Source organism: Lacihabitans soyangensis (genome assembly GCF_024343775.1).
Classification (GTDB): domain Bacteria; phylum Bacteroidota; class Bacteroidia; order Cytophagales; family Spirosomataceae; genus Leadbetterella; species Leadbetterella soyangensis.
Window position 1 is genome coordinate 87,671 of sequence record NZ_RJUF01000183.1, and the last position, 18,715, is coordinate 106,385.

An 18,715-nucleotide genomic window follows, 5' to 3' on the forward strand; every position below is an offset into this window, starting at 1 on the left:
TTAACAAAAATACTGAGTGGCAGCAATGGACTGCCGCTCAGTATCTCAAAAATCTTACGTAAACCTAAATATCAAAAACATGAAACCTTCGACACAAATAAAAATAGTATTGGCCTTTGTTATGGTTCAATTGGGTTTTTTGAATTTTATAAATGCTCAAGAAAAAGAATACACCGAACTCAACCAAGCTTTGGTTTTTCCTGACAAAGTTACGCGATTAAACCTAAGCGGAATGAGTATGGAGTCTTTACCTCAAGAAATATCACTCTTTAAAAACCTGACTTACCTAAATCTTCGGAATAATCATTTAAAAATCTTTCCAGAAGAATTGTCAAAACTTCAGAATCTCAAGGTTTTAGATGTTGGAGGAAACTTATTTTCTTACTTACCACAAAGCCTATCTTCCTTTGCGTCTTTAGAAGAATTGTTTATTGATAATGAACAAAATCTTGATTTTGAGAAAAGTATTGAGGCTATTGCCAATATGCCCAAACTTAGAATTTTACATTTAGAAGACAACCGTGAATTTTCGAGCAATTCATCGATTCTCAAATTGAAAAATGTGAATTCCGTCTTCGTAAACAGAAGCATGCTTAGGTATGTGCCCAAGGAAATTTACTTAATGGAAAACCTGAAATTCATAGATTTTCAGAATACCCCAATAAAGAAAAACCATATGGTTACATACCCGGTCTCCTACGGCGTAAAAATTAGATGAAAGAATTAGTAGAAGTATAAACGAGCAATATCTCAGAGCGTTTTTTTGAGATAAATTGGACTCTGGCCAAATTCTGCCATCAGTTTCCGAATAATAATTTATACAAAAAGAGTGACGAATCAAATTCTAATAACTTTCTAATATGAACCTAAGTTGGGTCTAATATCAGTGTTGTAGGTTTGTATAGTCATCAGACAGATAATTACAACAAAACAAATTGAAAAATGAAAAATTTAATAAGAATCGTTCTGGGCACAATGTTGATTCCGACCGTTGCAGTTTTTGGTCAAACCAACTCAGTCAGAAATTATAAAATGCCGGTGCAGGATCGGAAAGAAGTAAAAACCCAAGATATTGCCATAAACAAAAGCAATGCCTCTGTCACTAATTCTTTTGATTCGCCGCAAAACTATAAACATCAGGTGCTTAATAAGAATCAAGAAAATCAAGACCTTTTGGTATTGCGAACCAGTACGGAGAAAGGTCAAACAGGAATTAATCCATTAGAATCAATCAGAAACTATAAATCACCTGTGTTTTCGAGAACGATCCAGAAAGAAATTAATAGGGAGCAATTAGCGGTCGTCAAAGAATAAAGCGATTCATAAGTTTTTCAACCTTAAAAGAATTAAAGAATGACAATGCTGGAATACACCAAAATCGTACTTGAGAAGGTCAGTTTTGATCCCAGAATTTTTAGAAAAGAACTTAAAAAAGCAGTGAATTATGTAACAAAGGAAGAGTATGGTCACCTGAAAGCTTGGGTTAAGCAGAAGTTTGGTAAAAGGGTTAAAACTAAATCTAGCTTCACAGAATTCAAAATAGGGTGATTAGCAATATGAAATAATTTTCATGAGCTTGGAAAAGCGAAAAAGAGATTAAAAATAAAGTGATAGTTTTTTTTCAGAGTAGTTTAGGGGTAAGTAAAGACAGCGAGAATTTCTCGCTGTTTTTTTTATCTTTTCAGCTTCCCACTTCCATCTCCGAGCATGAGGTTTTCAACCTCTGCGATATCAACCAAGTTTTGATCTCCAGGAATGGTGTGTTTCAGGGCACTTGAGGCATTGCCAAATTCTAGCGATTTTAAATCGTCTTTGTAGGTCAATTGCCCATAAATAAATCCTCCTAAGAAAGCATCTCCTGTACCTACTCGGTCTACTATGTGGGTGATGTCTAGGTTACCAGTTTTCAGGTATTCTTGGCCATTCCACATGCGGGCGTTCATGCGGTTGTGGGAGGCACTTATTTGTATGCGTTCGGTGTCAATAATTTTCTCTATTGATTCATATTGAGCCATCAATTTTTTGGCGGTGTCTTGAAATTTGCCTTTTTCTTCAGTAGAAATTATTCCAAAAATCTCTTCAATATTTTTCCTTGAGGCCAAAATGACGTTGGAATACGATGCCAGTTCTGGTAAAATTTCTTGTGGCGTTTTGCCATAATTCCAAAGGTTACTTCGGTAATAGATATCCGAAGAAACTTTGACACCAAGTTTTTTGGCCACTTTTAATGCTTCGAGTAGGGCGATGGCAGGTTTTTCTCCCACTGCAGGTGTGATGCCGCACCAGTGAAACCAATCTGCATCTTTCAGGATTTCTTCCCAGTCAAACCAAGATGGGTCTAAATTAACAAAGGCTGAATCTGCTCTATCATAAACTATTTGGCTCGCTCTACTCACTGCTCCTGTTTCCAGAAAAAACAGGCCCATTCGTTGTCCCTTCAGGTGTATGTTTTTGTCAGAAATACCTAGTTTTCGGATAAATGCCTTAGCTTTTTTTCCGATGTGATTGTCTGGGAAAACACCCACATGAGTCACATCAAAGCCAAAATTGACTAATGCCGCACCGACGTTCATCTCTGTGCCACCAAAAGTACAATCGAACGATTCAGCTTGGGCTATTTTTTGGAAACCCGGTGTAGAAAGACGTAACAATATTTCTCCGAAAGTGACGATTTTTGGCATTTTGAAATGAGTTTAATTTTTGAACAAAAATAACGCTTTTGACTAAACCCCCAAATTTCTTCTAATACCCAATTCCAGCCCACGTAGTTCAGCCAATCCTCTTAAACGACCAATAGCCGTATAACCCGGATTTGTTTTCTTGTTTGGATTCAAATCATCCAACATTCTGTGTCCGTGATCTGGTCGGAAAGGCAGCCTGTAATCTTCTCTGTTTTCAGATTTGCGTTTTTCTTGTTCTTTCACCAAGGCTTGCATTACACCAAACATATCCACGTCGCCGTCGAGGTGGTCAGCTTCGTGGAAATTACCGATTTCATCTCTTCTGGTTGCCCTCAAGTGTATGAAGTTGATTCTATCGCCTAGTCGTTCTACCATACCTACAAGGTCGTTGTCTGCACGCACACCATATGAGCCAGTACAAAAACACAGGCCGTTGTATTTGCTCGGATAAGCATCAAGAAGGGCTTTGGCATCGGTTTCGGTACTCACCACTCTCGGCAAACCCAAAATTGTATAAGATGGGTCGTCGGGGTGAATGGCCAACGAAACTTTGTTTTGCTCGGCCACGGGACCTATCTCGGCTATAAATGCATAAAGATTATTTCGAAGCGTTTGGTCGTCGATGCCCTCGTAAGTGGCCAAAACATCGCCAAATTGCTCAATAGTAAAGCTTTCTTCGCTTCCCGGAAGCCCAGCAATGATATTTTTAACGAGTTTTGCTTTCTGTTCCTCTGTGGCGGTGGTTATCCAATTTTCTGCTTTTTCAAGAATTTCGTCGGTGTAGCTCTCGGCAGCGTTTTTTCTTTTCAATAAATGCACCTCAAAAGCACAGAATTCTACCATATCAAAACGAAGAGCAGTAGAACCATCGGGCATTGCGTAGTCAAGATCTGTTCGGGTCCAGTCCAACACGGGCATGAAATTATAACAAACAGTATCTATACCGCACTTGGCCAAATTGGCGATGGAGGTTTTGTAGTTGGCAATATACGTTTCGAAATTTCCAGTACGTTTTTTAATGTCTTCATGCACAGGAATACTCTCCACCACCGACCAAGTGAGTCCTGCTGCTTCAATGATATCTTTTCGTTTTTGGATTTCTTCCACCGTCCACACTTGTCCGTTCGGAATATGATGCAGAGCCGACACCACGCCAGTAGCTCCTGCCTGACGTACATCTGAAAGACTCACGGGGTCGTTAGGTCCATACCATCTCCAAGTTTGTTCTAATGCCATAAGATTGCTTTGATATTATTTTGACAAAAATAGTAGACCGTTTAGCCAATAACTACCATTATGGGCTTAATTAATTGTATTATTTTGTCGGAAGATTGATTGAAAAAAAGAAAATGAAAAAAAAGTAAATTTTTTTTAGCCAATGTTTGGAAATAAAAAAACAGTCCTACATCTTTGCAGTCCCAAAGCACAAGGGAAAAGGTAGTTTAGCTCTCCCGATAGTTATCGGGAGGTTCAAAGCAACCGAAAAAAGGGAGTTTAGCTCAGTTGGTTCAGAGCATCTGCCTTACAAGCAGAGGGTCGGGGGTTCGAATCCCTCAACTCCCACGGTAGCCTCAGAGAAATCTGAGGCTTTTTTTGTGCCTAAAAATTTGCATTTGCATTACAAGCAGAGGGTCGGTGCTGTGCGACGACTTGCTTCCAAGAGCGAAGCTTACTAAAATATAAGACTTTCAAATATGTATAATTTACCAAATGCTAATTGTTAAATTTTAAGTTTTCGGAAAGTTCGATTTTGTTTATTAAGTAGTCAATACTATACTCAGCTTCGAAAATAAAATTACCTTGCTTCGATATATTATTGTAAAGTATTTCAGAATCGATAGACACTTTTTCAAATATACTATGAAAACTCTCTTTGTTTTTGACATCTGACAAATCAATTAAAAAATGGTTATTTATATAGTTTGAATAAAGTGAATATAATACAAATTCATGTCTTTTAAAGGCAATTGGAGTCTCAGATTTTTTAGGTGAATTACCAGGTAATAACAGATTCTTATTCCATTCAAGGAACTCTTCAATCCTAATTTCTTTATTTTTTATTTTTTCAAACATTTCGATATCAGTGGATTGAAGATAAATTAGGATTGTAAGTACACTGGGTATTGTATAATCATTTTTATTGAACGAGTATAAAATTGTTCTAAGTTTGTAAAGCAATTGTTTTGTAGCCCTAAGTTTGAAGTTTTTGTTTTGAGCAAAGACAGTAATGAAACTCAATAATTGTGATATTTCATTTACTTGAAAGCCATAATCGTTTCTGAATTCAACATAGTGTTCGTTAAAATTAAGAGCTTCAAAAGAAATTTCGATGAATTTGTTTAGTTTGGGTTTTGGAAGTGAAAATTCTAAATCAATAAATCGTTTCAAATACTCATTTCCATCAATTTGGTCGCTTCCATAATAACCTCTTACAGTATTGGCCAATTGCTCCTTGTCAACCGACAAAACAAAAACTATATTATCTACCGAAAACAAATGCTTTATTAATTCTAAAACTTCAACTGCATAAGAGGGTTTACAGCGGTCTAACTCGTCGATGTAGAACACGATGGGTTTACCTTTTCCTACACTTTCTGCGAAATTTCTTAGAGACTCTCTGAATCCTGCAACAGTTTTTTTCTGATTTTTATATTCTTCGATTAAACTTTTGAAAGGTTTACCCATTTCCTCACCGATTAAATTGGCTAAGTCCTCGTATCCATCTTTCCCTGCAATTTTTTTTCCTGCAATTTTTAGTAAAACTGGTAATGATTTTATGAAAAGACCAGTTCCTTTTTCTAAAACTTTATCTAGCAGTTCCTGATTTGGGTCTTTGATATCTTCCGAAATCTCACTTATTATTGAAACCAAAGCATTTTCAGAATAATCATCTTCCCAAGCATTATAGTAAACTACCTGAAATTCTTCTTTTTTTAATTTTTCTCTCCAACGATTCACAAAAAATGTTTTGCCATCACCCCAACGATTGTTGAGAGCCATTACAAAACCGGAGGGATAATTTTTAATGATTTGGGTAAGATTATCGGCGTATTTTTCTCTTTCAAGTTTACAATCCTCAAATGGATTATCTGGATTTATTTTGTTTTCAATGTCTCTGAGAGTTTTCATTTTTGTGTTTTGTACTTTTATAAAATGTGAAATTTTCAATAACTAATCAACCTGATAATTAGTTAGATGAATAATATTATCATAAATTTACTTATTATCAAAAAGTTATTTTTATAAATGAAAAAACTATTCCTATTAGCATTTACAATCTTATCAATTAAGCACTCATCTTTCACCCAAGAAAAGAAATCATTTCCGATAATCGCCAACAAGGATCATCAGAATGCTCGGATGAGGTATAAGGTGGTGAGCTCTAATGTGTTGGATAAACAAAAACTCACGGCTGCGTTTGTTGATGAAATTTCTAAACTTGGAAAGGATAAATATGAAAGACTTGCTCCCATGATTTTAGAGAAAAGTATTCCTGAAATTCAAGAATTTATATCTGATAAGAAATTTACTTACAGGGATTTAACATTGTTTTATCTTTACAGAATCCATAAATATGAACTTAATCCTGAACTTAGTTTGAATGCAGTCATCAGTCTAAATCCTGATGTTCTGAAAGAGGCCGCTGCGAAAGATAAAGGAAAGAAAAAGGGGCTTTTGTATGGTATGCCTATTCTCTTAAAGGACAACATCGGATATGATAATTTGCCAACTACGGCAGGTGCGGAAGTGCTCAAAGATAACAGAACAAAGGATGCCTTTATAGTTAAAAGGCTAAAATCTGAGGGTACTATTATTCTAGGAAAGGCCAATTTGAGTGAATGGGCCTACTATTTCTGTAACGGATGCCCGCTAGGCTACAGTGCTGTGGGTGGCCAAACCATGAATGCCTATGGACGTATGATTCATGAAAGTGGAGGCTCAAGCTCAGGTAGTGGAGCGTCTATTGCGGCTAATCTTGCTGTGGCAGCTGTGGGTAGCGAAACTTCTGGCTCTATTTTGTCGCCTTCTTCGCTCAATTCATTGGTTGGGCTGAAACCTACAGTTGGTCTGTTGAGTCGTTCGGGAATTGTGCCGATTTCTAGTACCCTAGATACACCGGGTCCAATGACCAAAAACGTGACAGACAATGCAATTTTGCTCGAAGCCATGCTTGGTTATGACGCTAAAGATAGCAGATATCCGAAGGGTTCTTCTCCTAAAGATTTTGTAAAAGAACTTAAAAATTATGATTTAAAAGGTAAACGTTTTGGGGCATTCAAAAACCTTATGCAGCAGGCCAATTACGCCAAAATGGTAAACATCTTGAAAGAGAACGGTGCAACGGTGGTCGAACTTGAAAATACCAACCCTAAAATGGATGGATTTAGGTCAATTCTTAGCCTTGATATGAAAAAGGACTTGCCGGAATATTTAAATGCTTATGCTTCTAGTAATATTTCTGTAAAATCGGTGAAAGACGTTATGGAGTACAATCTGAAAGATGAATTTTTAAGAGCTCCTTATGGTCAAGAGCTTTTTGAGGGTATTTATAAGGATACACTTTCTGATGCCAATTTTGAAAAATTAAAGAAGACAGTTCACGAAAATGCCGTTTCTTATTTTGATGGGCACTTTAAAGAAAATAAACTGGATTTCGTATTGTCCATCAACAACACGCATGCGGGTGTGGCAGCGGCGGCGTTTTACCCTTGTCTTACATTGCCGATGGGCTATTTAGAACAAGATCAACCGCAGGGATTGACATTGATAGCTCCTTCTTGGAGTGAGAAATCGCTTTTGCAGGCAGCCTATGCTATAGAAAAACTATCCAAGGCGAGAAAAATACCAGAAAATTACAAATGAGGTTTTTATAAATATTTTGCTGCTTTTTTCGGAATTCATTGCGAGGTTCAATCAAATCTTGCCAGTAATAATTTGCAGTCGAGTTTTCAATATGCCGGACAGAAGATTCAGAATTTCTTTTTTTAGCGTATTTTTGAGGAAATAACCTTTGAATAAATGAAAAAAGTAGTCTTTCTGTTATTATTTGGATTTTTAGTTTCGTGTAATTCCAACAAAACCGAACAAAGCAGCCCAACCGAACAAACTTTAACCGAAATCAAACTAGATAGTTTAGGAATAGAAAATTTCTTTGCAGATAGCACACTGAAAAATATTTCAGCTTCTGAAATAAAAGACTTGACTCAAAATCTACCAGATACAAGTCTTTTTGCCGGTCTCGACGACGGTTTTTTACGTTTAGATTCCATCAAGAAGGCAGGAGAATACGAAAACTATCTTTCAAAACTCGATATCGGCATGTACAAGGACATTCGTGGAGTACATTTTAAAGATATCAAATTAAGCAATTCGGCGTCCTTAAAGCTTTGGGGATTTGATTATTCTTCTTACGAGGCCTGTCCTTATTCGAATGGTAAAGTGGTCTTCATCAGTAAATTCGTGAATGGCAAAAACGTAGAATGCGTTCCTTTTTCTTATTATCACAATTGGGCAGATGCTCCTTTTTATGAAAACTTTAAGACCAATTCGGTGTTTGACGAAAACGCCAAGATGTCCGTAGTGGAATATCAAGTAAGTGGTGGCCTTGATGAAAAAGACAAAGAATATACCAACAAAGCTACGGTGAAGAGAGAGTTTAAAATGGGTATTTGAAAACTTTACCTTTCCAATTTCTATTTTTTGGTTGATTAACTTTAAATTCCTTACTTTAGTATTTCAAATTTATTCAACCAATCATGAAAAAAATCTCGGTGCTATGGCTCAGCACATTGGTTTTGCTATTCTCTAGCTTTACCATTTCTCCGCTAATTAAGGTCACTGTTCGTTCAGCAGATGTCATCATCTATGGCGGAACTTCTGCTGCCATTACAGCTGCCGTCCATGTCAAAAAAATGGGCAAATCCGTCATTGTTGTTTCGCCAGACAAGCACCTTGGAGGTTTATCTGCCGGTGGTTTGGGTTTTACTGATACGGGAAACAAAGAGGTTATTGGAGGGCTTTCTCGGGAGTTTTACCAAAGACTTTACCAGCATTATCAAAGCTCGGACGCTTGGAAATGGCAAAAAAAGGAAGAATATGGCAACAAAGGACAAGGAACACCGGCCATTGATGGCACCAACCGCACGATGTGGATTTTTGAGCCACATGCCGCCGAAAAGGTTTTTGAAGACTTTGTGAAAGAGCATAAAATAGAGGTTTTCCGAAATGAATGGCTCAATAGATCGGCCGAAGGAATCAAAAAAACCAATGGAAGCATTCAATCCATAAAGACACTTTCGGGTAATATTTATAAAGGGAAAATGTTTATCGATGCCACTTATGAAGGCGATTTGATGGCCCTATCTGGAGTAAGTTATCATGTTGGGCGTGAAGCAAATAGTGTTTATGGCGAAAAATGGAATGGGGTGCAAGCTGGTATTTTTCATCATGGGCATCATTTTAAGTCAAAAGTCAGTCCTTACAAGATTTCAGGCGACCCGAAAAGTGGTTTGTTACCCGAGATTTCTAGCGAAAAACCAGGACCAAATGGAAGTGGTGACAGTAAAATTCAGGCTTATTGTTTCAGGCTGTGTTTGAGCAATCACCCCGAAAATCGCGTTCCTTTCCCAAAACCGATAGGCTATGACCCCGCTAGATACGAATTGTTGGCGAGGGTATTTGATGCAGGTTGGAGAGAGACTTTCGATAAGTTTGATGCAATTCCAAACAGAAAAACAGACACCAACAACCATGGACCGTTTAGTACAGATTACATCGGCAAAAACTATGATTACCCAGAAGCCAGCTATGAGCGACGTCAACAAATCATAAAAGAGCATGAATTGTATCAAAAAGGATTGCTTTATTTCTTACAAAACGACCCTCGAGTGCCAGCGGACGTACACGAACAAATGCAAAAATGGGGATTGCCCAAGGACGAATTTACAGACAATGGCAATTGGCCACATCAGTTATATATTCGTGAGGCCAGAAGAATGGTGGGCGATTTTGTGATGACCGAGGCCGACGCATTGGGTAAAACGGTGGTTCCAAAACCTATTGGTATGGGCTCCTATACGCTGGATTCGCACAATATTCAGCGATATGTGACCGAAGACGGATATGTTCAAAATGAGGGAGATATAGGAGTGCATCCCGACAAACCTTATTCTATTGCTTATGGTTCTATTTTACCGAAGGAGTCTGAGTGCAATAATCTTTTAGTTCCTGTGTGTGTATCGAGTTCTCACATTGCCTATGGATCTATACGTATGGAGCCAGTTTTTATGATACTTGGTCAATCGGCTGCTGCAGCTGCAGTTTTGGCGATTGAACAGAAAACTACACCTCAAAGACTATCTTATGCCGATTTGGAAGCTATTTTGGTGAAATTTGGACAGAGGTTGAGGCTTTGAGGGATAAATTAGTGTGTCACTAACCACCACGACCTACGGTCGACCCTGCTTTCACAAGGAGGGTGTAGGTTTGGTTGTCTTATTTTGGCTTTTGTGTTTTGATTTTTCGCTTTGCTAAAATCGGATCTAGTTTAATTTCAAAATTATCAAAAATCTTAATTACAACCACCCCTTACCCTCCTTGCCAAGGAGGGTCGGCCGAAGGCCGGGGTGGTTAGTATGCGTTTCAATTATTAAAAAAATAACATGGTCGGCCGAAGGCCGAGGTGGTTTGTACGCATCATATTTATTTCAAACCCTAAAACTGGCCTCAATCTCCCTCAAAACTGCCTCAGTCTGTTCAAAAACATACTTATTTTCAAATCTCAGAGTTTTAATTCCAAAATTATGAAGAAGAAATATATCTCTTCTTTTGTCTTTTTCTATGCCTTCCGGTTCAAAATGACCTTGACCATCTAATTCTATTGCTAATCTTTCGGCCGGACAGTAAAAGTCTAAAATACAGTTTTCTACAGAATGTTGTCTTCGGAATTTTCTACCTGACAACTGTTTGTTTTTTAAGAAATTCCAGAGGAATATTTCGGCTGAGGTGCTGTTGTTTCTTAGGTTTTTTCGGTACGGTTCTAGTTCTTTTTTGTTGTTGATTTGTTGTTTCATTTTTGTGTTAGAATTTGAGTGTCTAACCACCCCGACCTTCGGTCGACCCTCCTTTCACAAGGAGGGAAGTGGATTAGCGTGTTTAATTTGGCATTAGTGTTTTGATTTTTCGCTTCGCTAAAATCGGGTCTGGTTTAATTTCAAAATTAGCAAAAATCTTTATTACAACCACTCCTTACCCTCCTTCCCAAGGAGGGTCGGCCGTAGGCCGGGGTGGTTAGTAGGTATTTTATATATTTAAAAACTTAACAAGGTCGGACAATTGCCGATTTGGTTAGTATGCGTCCTCTATTTTCAAATTCCCTTAATCCTCACCTCACCCCATTCTCCAACAGAAACACCCCATTTTTATTGGCAATAATGATATCAAGCTTTTTGTCTTTGTTCATGTCTTTTACGGCTATGTTTAGGCCTGCACCGGAGTCGGAGTCTATGATATGTTCGGTGTAGTATGGTGCTTTTTTAGGATGAAGGTCAAACCACATTAGTATCGGTGCATCTCCATCGCCAGCGTCGTTGCCGTTGTGGGCTAGAAATCTTTTTCCTGTTATATAATCTTTTCTTCCGTCCCCGTTGATATCGGCCATTATGGAGGAGTGAGTTTGGGCTGTGGTACGACTTATTTCGTGCATTTTAAAGTTGATTTGGCCGTTTTCTGATATTTGCTCGTACCACCAAACGCCCAATTTGTGAGCAGAGGCCGTAAGAACATCGTTTTTGCCATCGCCATTCATGTCCAATACCTGCATGTGCGAGCAGGCGTCACCCAGGTTGGCTGCATGGAATGTCCAATCTCCTGAACTCTGGTTTTTCTTGCCTTCAAACCAACCTTCCTTTATTACTACGTCTTTTATGCCGTCCATATTTATATCTCCAAAGCCAATTCCGTGCGAGAAACGCTCGGTACCATTTACGTTTTCTTGGCTCAGGTTATGTCTTTTCCATGCTGTCTCACCCTTTTTGGTTGGGGCTTGTAGCCAAACAATCTGTTTTTTCTTCACGTCACCACAAAGAATATCCAATCTTCCGTCACCGTCGATGTCTATAAAGCCAGGCGATTCATTGGCGATGCCCATAGAATCGGCCATAATGTGTTTTTTCCACTGGCGTGGTATATTTTTTGGGTTTTCGAACCAAAAAGCAGGCTTTCCGGGATAATCTATAATAATTACATCGTCCCAGCCGTCAAGATTTACATCCATGGCATGGTTTAGGAAAGATTCGCAGTATTCTTTTCTTGGGTCGAAAGTTCGGGATGGGGCCATTTCTTGGCGAGTCCAGTTTGGGGCCTCAAACCAATAATAGCCAGCAATGATGTCAGTTTTGCCATCCTTGTTGAGGTCGGCGACAGCTACTCCTTCAGAAACGAAGTCTCTGGTTAAGACCGTTTTTTTGAATGTTGGTACTTGGCCAAAAGCAATTGTTGCTATTAGGCAGAAAATGGATAGAATTATTATTTTTTTCATATGGTTGAATATTTTGACGCAGGGCAAACGGAGTTTTAAACAAAGTTCAAATACATTTTTTAGTGGTTAGTTTCTAATAATTTCTCTATCAACATCATGTTTTCGTGATTTTCATGAGAATGCCCAAGACGTAGGCTGAGTGCTTTCAGGGCTTTTTTGGCTTCTTCGTTTTGGATTGCTCCAACACGCTGAATCATATAAGATAGCATTTTAGGCATTTTAGACTTTTCGGCCAATCCAATAGCTTTGCTAGGGTCAATTTCAGCCAGTGGCTCCGCGGCGTACCAAAGCATAAGTGGCATGTTGTGGTCTGTGGCATCCTCTTCATTTTGGGACAACGATTCCAACACATTCCAGCGTTTTGACGGTTCCAGACGCATTACACCAGAAGTCAAATAGAGCCTTACCAAAGCAGATTTTTCAGTTTTAGCCAAAGATTCTAAGGCCACCAAGCTTTCGTCAGAAACGGTTTTTTTCTCTGTCAAAAATTGTATTGCCCAACTTCTGATGTTTTCATCAGCATGTGTTAGTAAATCTCTTAATTCGTTTTCTGAAATACCTTTTATTACTTGTAAAGTCCACAAAGCACGCAGTTTTCTCGTAACATCTGGGTTTTTGTTTAGAATATCTTTCAAAGCAGCGGTCACTGCATTATTTCCTCCTCTTTCTTGTAAAATAGTTCTCGCTTGACGCACATAATATTCGTTTCTATGTAATTGATAATTAACCAACTCCATGTCTGTGGCTTTCCAAAGATTTACCTTAACAAACTTGTCGTTGTCATTTGTGATTTTGAAGATCCTTCCCATGGTTTTGTCGTGAACGTCAGGGTTGGAGCTGTGGCATTGGTTTTTATCATACCAATCGATAGCGTAAACTGAGCCGTTTTGGTCGTATTTCATATTGAGCCATTGACTCCACGAGTCGTTCATGGCTAAGAAATCTTTTCGGTGTGATGCCACATACCCAGAGCCACTACGTGTAAGTTGGTCATTATTGAGTTTTGCCCCATTGATGTTATTCATAAATATCGTGTTGCGGTATTCTTTAGGCCAAGAATCACCACCTAAGTAAATCATGGCTCCTGCATGTGCGTGTCCACCGCCTGTAGAAGCAGAACGGAAGTTGCCCGCATGTGGTCCTCGCTCGCCTACGTAATGTTTATGATCTGCGATGGTTTTGATTTCGTCGAAGGTATATGGATTAAAACTTTTACCTGCCTGACGCTGATATCGAGCCCCTTGAATGACATGATACATGTGCGGAATCACACAAACAGTGATGAACGGATGCCCCCAATCGTTGAAATCTATGCCCCAAGGATTGCTCGTACCCTCGGCAAAAACCTCAAATTTATGCTCGGTTGGGTGGTATCGCCACACACCTGCGTTGATTTTTGTACGCTCGTTATCGGATGTACCAGGTTTACCCACTTTTGAATGTGTAAAAACACCGTGAACACCATAAAGCCAACCATCAGGCCCCCAACGGAGATTGTTGAGTACTTCATGTGTATCTTCCAATCCCCATCCGTCGAGAAGTTTTTGGGGTGGACCAAGTGGTTTATCGTTTTGCAAATTAGCTGGGATAAAGAGCAGATATGGGGCAGCACCTAACCAAACTCCACCCATGCCCACCTCTATGCCACTCACCAAGTTGAGGTTTTCCATGAAAATTTTCCGAGAATCAAGTATGCCGTCGCCATTTGTATCTTCAAAAATCAAAATGCGATCTCTACCTTCCCCTTCTTTCGCCGGAACAGGATAAGTGTGGCCTTCTACCACCCAAAGTCTTCCTCGGGCATCGATGGTAAAGCTAATTGGCCGAACGACATCTGGCTCTGCAGCGGCCAAAGTTATTTTAAATCCTTTTGGTGGAGTCATGGCTCTTGCGGCTTCTATACCTGAAAGTCCGGCGTTCAAAACTGGGTCGAGTGGTGGCAGAATTATGATGTCTTTTTGGAATAATTCATTTTCAAACTCTGGTCGTTCTGGATAAAACAGAAAATTGTCAAAATTGATATGTGCCCACTTGTCGTTCGGAATGTACGGTATCTGCGAAATACCGGTTTCGTTATCTACAATTCGGATGAATATATTTTTTCCCAAATAAGCCTTCAGATTAGCTACTACGGGTTGTAGGGTGGCTCGTCCCTGACCCGTAGATTGGAAAATAACTTTATTGGTTTCGGCCAAAACCAACTCCACCCTAGTGTCCACCAAAGCACCACCGGATACCAAAAAACTGGCAAAAGGATGCGTTATTTTGAAGGTTGTAGATTTTATAGTTCCGGTTAGTTTATAATTGGCTGTGCCACCGCTGCTAAGGAAATTTTTTCCTTCAGCTTCAATTTTCATGTCTTTTTCATGTAACGGGGAAGGAATTTCGCGAACAATTGGATTTTTAAAAGCATCACCCGTGGAGGTCCAATCTTGAAGATTTTCAGACTCGAAATTGAGATTTAGTGGTTTGCCATTTTTCATCGGTACTTTGCCCACAACTACTTTTGGTGCCAATGAACCCTCCACCACTTCAAACTTACCCACCATGCCCGCGGCCTTGTGGCCCGGAACAGTGCAGAAATAGGTGTCGTTATTTTCTGCTACAAATGTGATGCTGGTGGTGGCACCTTTTTCAAATATGGTTTTACTTTTTATGCCCAATTTTTCCAACGAAATGTCGTGTGTCATTACTTCGCCATTTGTTATGGTTATTCGTACTTTCATGCCTTTGTTGGCTTTTAAGACTGGATTTCTTGTGCCGTTTTTGGCGAAATAACCCAACATGGTGGCTTCAAGGAAGTATTCTTTGTCTATTTTTGTGGTATCCTCGGAGGCATATTTCCTAGAGACAGAATTTTCAGTTTTTCCGAAAAACAAGAAAATAGAAATAGCAAATAATGCAATGGTAATACGAAGAAAGGTCATTTTTATGGTTTGGTTGAATTGTCAAATTTGATTTTGTTGAAAAAATAGAACTCAGTTTATTCTTGGTTCAAAAATCACAACTCGGTGATATAAATATCTTTGAATTCCACCAAAGCTTTGCCGCCTCCATGAATTTGTAGGCCGATGAGACCCGATTGTGGAATGTTAGCATCTGGTTCGGTATAATCAACCGTTTGATGACCATTGATGTATAATCTTATTCTTCTTTTTTCAGCCCTTACCTCATAATCATTCCAGTCGTTTATCTTGATCCATTTCAGTACTTGGGCAGAGTCGGGCTTGGCTATGGTTTTGTTTCGCCTCGATTCGTCGTAGAGACTTGCCCAATAATCTTTGCCCCAATCAGCCTGATAACCAATCATTTCATTTGCAGGGTCTTCGGCTCGAACACTGCGAAATTGGATTCCTGAATTTATAAATCCTTCGCTTCCGGTAAGTTTTACTTTGAGTTTGAGTATAAAATTATCGTAAGTACGAGCAGTGCAAAGGAAGTCGTTCTGAGGAACTGTTTTTTCCAAAGAACCACCCACAATAGCTCCATTTTTTATTTTCCACGTGTTTTTGATATCTCCTTGCCAGCCATTGAATGTTTTTCCGTCGAAAAGCGGAGTTGATTTTTGAGAAGTATGCACTACAAAACCACATAGTCCAAGGACTATTGTAGCTAGAACTAGTTTTTTCATTTAAGGTTGAATTTAAAAAGGTGATTGTGAATCCCCTTTGTCTTGCTAAATTAATAAAAATTCTTAGAAAAACAAAGATAATTATCTTGTAGAATGTGATGTTTTAGCCGTAATGAATCAAAATGTTTTTAATAAATGTTAATCACATGATTAAAAGGCGTAAAGCCTGTAATATAAACAGTTGGAGCGTCCATAGCGGGCAATGCTCCTCTCAATTGCATGCCTTTGTGCTCTACTTTTCCCGGTCCAAAACTAATTTTATCCTCACCAATTTGGTATTCCCCTTTTTGACCCGAAAGTAGATAAGAATTTGACATTTTCTCAACACCATTAAAAGTGCCTCCTGGCCTAAAAATAAGTTCTAACGATACTGGGACATTGTCGGTGCCACGCATTTCTATTTCTACTTCTATACCTTGTGGTTTTTCTATAATTTTGACTGTAGTTTCTAATTTCTGAATTTCGCTTTGTTTTCTTAGATTCCTCGGCATTTTCTCAAAATCTCCATCTGGGGAAATTTGATCCTTTTCAAATGGCTGATAGTAAGGTCCTTCTAGAGATTTTGTCATTATCCAAGTATCCCCTTGTTTCTCTATTTTTTCTGAATCAAACTGACCTTTACCGAAAAACGAACAAGCCACTCGCATAGCTTGAAGCACTGCATTTCCTTTGTGGAAAGTGAGCCAACTGGTGTTTTTTGAGAGAATGGTACAGTCCCAGTTTTCTCTTCTTATACGAACTAAACCTGAAAACGGAAAAGCCTTGGCATAGTTGGTCGGAAGAGCATGACTTGTCGGTAATTCTCGGCAAATTTGTGGGTTTTCGAGAAAATAACCCAAATATCCGGCGAGAGCTTGAGGTGAATTGGTTTTCTCTATCAATCGGCAGACTTCGGCCATTTGGCCATTGTTGTCTAAAAGAGCCATGTAGCGGTAGTTTCCATAATAAACCGACATTTTGCCTATAACGCCGCGGTCTTGTCTACTCGATCCTTCAGTAACCACCTCGCCGTTTGGATGAATATAATAGAGGGTCATTAACAGGTTTTTGCGGACATGGTCAAGCAGTACGGGCTTATTTAGCCCAATTGCAATGTCAATCAAAGCCCTATTTACGATGGGCGAATACACATGGGTGCTTTTTTCGGTGTATTGACCATCAGGATCTATATCGATATGCTCAGCCAACCATTGTTCCGCACGATTTACCAGTCTTTTATCAGGGAAAATTTCATTGATTTTTACCAAAGCTGCAGTAACTACCCAGCGGTGGTTAGGCGTGTGTATTCCGCCAACTATCAATGCCTCAGCCGCATTTTTTATGAATTTTTCTAATAAAACCAATGTTTTTTCAGAGCCAGATAAGTTGGTTTTTTCAAGAAATTTATAAGCAGGAATGATATTCTCAAGTACAAAGGCAGTATCAGGTGTAGAGTGAAAATTGGTAGACAATAAGTCAATTGTACCGTCAGGGTATTGGAATTTTAACAAAGCTTCTGCTGCTTGTTCAACCGTTAGTAATGTTTCTTTTGACTTATAAAAACTTGATTCAGGGCAATACATTAACATACAAGCTCTGCCAATGTAACCTGCCGTAGAATGCGGATTTGGTATTTCAGCTGCGTCCATAAATGCATTAAAGTGCCTGTTTGAGCTATCAATTACTCTTGACTTTTTGAAATTGGACATTTGCTCATCGAGAATTTTTATCCATTCCAGAAGCCAAGCAGGTTTTGATTCGTTGTTTTTTGAAAAAACGGTAAATCCTAAAAATGGCAATGTGCAGATTGTTCCTAGGCTTGATTGAATAAATGATCGTCTTTGCATCGTAATTTTATAAGGTTTCAAGCATAATTGATAACAATACAATTCTAGTGATTTTTTCTATTAAAACGTTAATGGTGAACAAGTTTCTTTGACTAAAACTTACAACTTCAGACAATTCAGGAAAAAGTACATGTCAGTTATATTTTATAAAACTCTATTAGAAATAGCAGTTTCTTAAACCATTTTATCTTATTATTTTTGACTTAATCATAAACATTATCCACGAAATCCTTCCTCATTATATTCTTCCTTTTTAGTTTTTTAAAAGTTTATGCTCGACCATTTTTTGCAAAAGGGCAATATTGGATAAAGGCAATAATGGATCTTTTGGAGTCAGAAAAAAAACTTAAATACAGTTTATAACTTTTACCACCAATAACCGTAGTGTGAGTGGTTATTTTTAATTGTTTTCCGATATAAACTTTCCCACAAACCAATAATTCCCTTCCCATTCCCCCCATTTTCTGCCTATATTTGCAGCCCTTTTGTGGGATTTGCTCGGCAGAGTGGGTTCTTTTACTTCAATAGTTTTACATGCAAAAATACATCTACGGCATAGATTTCGGCACTTCCAACTCAGCTTTGGCCATTTTAGATACAGACACTCGTGAGGCTGTTAAACTTTTTACGGTACCGTCTCTTTTGTTTTTTCAGGAGCCCAAGGAACGTGGTCAGTTTACAAAAGTGGCTGTAGGCCAAGATGCCATTGATCAATATGTGCAGAATCGGATGAACGGCCGATTTATGAAGTCTATCAAGAAGGTTTTGCCTAACAAAAGCTTTGTAGATACCCGAATTGGTAACCGCATGTACAAAGCCGAGGACTTGGTGGCTTTGATTTTGGTCCATCTCAAAAAACTGGCTGATGATTTTCTATCTGAAGATATAAAAACCGCAGTAATTGGTCGACCAGTGGTCTTTGATGAAGCCGCCGACAAGGATACCTTGGCCCAAATTAGGCTCGAAAAAGCCGCTAAAATTGCGGGTTTTGAAAAGATACATTTTCAGCTAGAACCCGTTGGGGCGGCCTATACGTATG

General features: G+C 38.8%; 15 protein-coding genes and 1 tRNA gene. 8 read left to right on the forward strand and 8 right to left on the reverse strand.

Annotated features, from left to right (window positions below):
* The first annotated feature begins 79 nt into the window (after positions 1 to 79).
* The 3 genes from EGI31_RS21150 (at position 80) to EGI31_RS21160 (ending at position 1,548) form a co-directional block, all read left to right on the forward strand.
* The gene (locus EGI31_RS21150) at positions 80 to 718 is read left to right on the forward strand and encodes a leucine-rich repeat domain-containing protein (protein ID WP_255039161.1); all 639 of its coding nucleotides are present in this window, start codon (positions 80 to 82) and stop codon (positions 716 to 718) included.
* A gap of 224 nt (positions 719 to 942) precedes the next feature.
* Complete coding sequence (locus EGI31_RS21155; RefSeq protein ID WP_255039162.1) at positions 943 to 1,314, forward strand: hypothetical protein; 372 nt, start codon at positions 943 to 945, stop codon at positions 1,312 to 1,314.
* Between the two features lie 39 nt (positions 1,315 to 1,353).
* Positions 1,354 to 1,548: a hypothetical protein gene (locus tag EGI31_RS21160; protein ID WP_255039163.1), complete on the forward strand. Its 195-nt coding sequence runs from the start codon at positions 1,354 to 1,356 to the stop codon at positions 1,546 to 1,548.
* Positions 1,549 to 1,673: 125 nt separating this feature from the next.
* Here the strand turns inward: EGI31_RS21160 and EGI31_RS21165 are convergent, their stop codons facing one another.
* A complete protein-coding gene (locus EGI31_RS21165) occupies positions 1,674 to 2,681 on the reverse strand; it encodes a sugar kinase (protein ID WP_255039164.1) in 1,008 nt (335 codons plus the stop codon).
* A gap of 42 nt (positions 2,682 to 2,723) precedes the next feature.
* Entirely contained in the window at positions 2,724 to 3,917 is a 1,194-nt protein-coding gene (uxuA, locus tag EGI31_RS21170) for a mannonate dehydratase (protein WP_255039165.1), read from the reverse strand.
* A gap of 252 nt (positions 3,918 to 4,169) precedes the next feature.
* On the opposite strand from uxuA, the gene EGI31_RS21175 reads away from it, so the two are divergent.
* Positions 4,170 to 4,244, forward strand: a tRNA-Val gene (locus EGI31_RS21175).
* Between the two features lie 150 nt (positions 4,245 to 4,394).
* Here EGI31_RS21175 and EGI31_RS21180 read toward each other — a convergent pair.
* Complete coding sequence (locus EGI31_RS21180) at positions 4,395 to 5,810, reverse strand: KAP family P-loop NTPase fold protein (RefSeq protein WP_255039166.1); 1,416 nt, start codon at positions 5,808 to 5,810, stop codon at positions 4,395 to 4,397.
* A gap of 117 nt (positions 5,811 to 5,927) precedes the next feature.
* On the opposite strand from EGI31_RS21180, the gene EGI31_RS21185 reads away from it, so the two are divergent.
* The 3 genes from EGI31_RS21185 to EGI31_RS21195 all read left to right on the forward strand — a co-directional run bounded on the left by EGI31_RS21185 (position 5,928) and on the right by EGI31_RS21195 (position 10,096).
* On the forward strand, positions 5,928 to 7,544 hold the full coding sequence (locus tag EGI31_RS21185; protein ID WP_255039167.1) for an amidase family protein: 1,617 nt from the start codon (positions 5,928 to 5,930) through the stop codon (positions 7,542 to 7,544).
* Positions 7,545 to 7,700: 156 nt separating this feature from the next.
* A complete protein-coding gene (locus EGI31_RS21190; protein WP_255039168.1) occupies positions 7,701 to 8,354 on the forward strand; it encodes a hypothetical protein in 654 nt (217 codons plus the stop codon).
* A gap of 83 nt (positions 8,355 to 8,437) precedes the next feature.
* Positions 8,438 to 10,096 (forward strand): FAD-dependent oxidoreductase, encoded by a 1,659-nt coding sequence (locus EGI31_RS21195; RefSeq protein ID WP_255039169.1) that lies wholly within the window; start codon positions 8,438 to 8,440, stop codon positions 10,094 to 10,096.
* 291 nt (positions 10,097 to 10,387) lie between these two features.
* Here EGI31_RS21195 and EGI31_RS21200 read toward each other — a convergent pair whose 3' ends face one another.
* From EGI31_RS21200 to EGI31_RS21220, 5 genes are all read right to left on the reverse strand, one after another.
* The gene (locus EGI31_RS21200; protein ID WP_255039170.1) at positions 10,388 to 10,753 is read right to left on the reverse strand and encodes an endonuclease domain-containing protein; all 366 of its coding nucleotides are present in this window, start codon (positions 10,751 to 10,753) and stop codon (positions 10,388 to 10,390) included.
* 311 nt (positions 10,754 to 11,064) lie between these two features.
* A complete protein-coding gene (locus EGI31_RS21205) occupies positions 11,065 to 12,219 on the reverse strand; it encodes an FG-GAP repeat domain-containing protein (protein WP_255039172.1) in 1,155 nt (384 codons plus the stop codon).
* 59 nt (positions 12,220 to 12,278) lie between these two features.
* Positions 12,279 to 15,146 carry a PVC-type heme-binding CxxCH protein gene (locus EGI31_RS21210; RefSeq protein WP_255039173.1) on the reverse strand — a complete coding sequence of 956 codons (2,868 nt, stop codon included), beginning with the start codon at positions 15,144 to 15,146 and terminating at the stop codon, positions 12,279 to 12,281.
* Positions 15,147 to 15,220: 74 nt separating this feature from the next.
* Positions 15,221 to 15,850 (reverse strand): 3-keto-disaccharide hydrolase, encoded by a 630-nt coding sequence (locus tag EGI31_RS21215; RefSeq protein WP_255039175.1) that lies wholly within the window; start codon positions 15,848 to 15,850, stop codon positions 15,221 to 15,223.
* Between the two features lie 128 nt (positions 15,851 to 15,978).
* The gene (locus EGI31_RS21220) at positions 15,979 to 17,676 is read right to left on the reverse strand and encodes a hypothetical protein (RefSeq protein ID WP_255039176.1); all 1,698 of its coding nucleotides are present in this window, start codon (positions 17,674 to 17,676) and stop codon (positions 15,979 to 15,981) included.
* Positions 17,677 to 18,210: 534 nt separating this feature from the next.
* Between EGI31_RS21220 and EGI31_RS21225 the strand changes: the two genes are divergently transcribed.
* Positions 18,211 to 18,715 (forward strand): Hsp70 family protein (locus EGI31_RS21225; protein ID WP_255039177.1); only part of this gene is annotated, 505 nt, incomplete at its 3' end.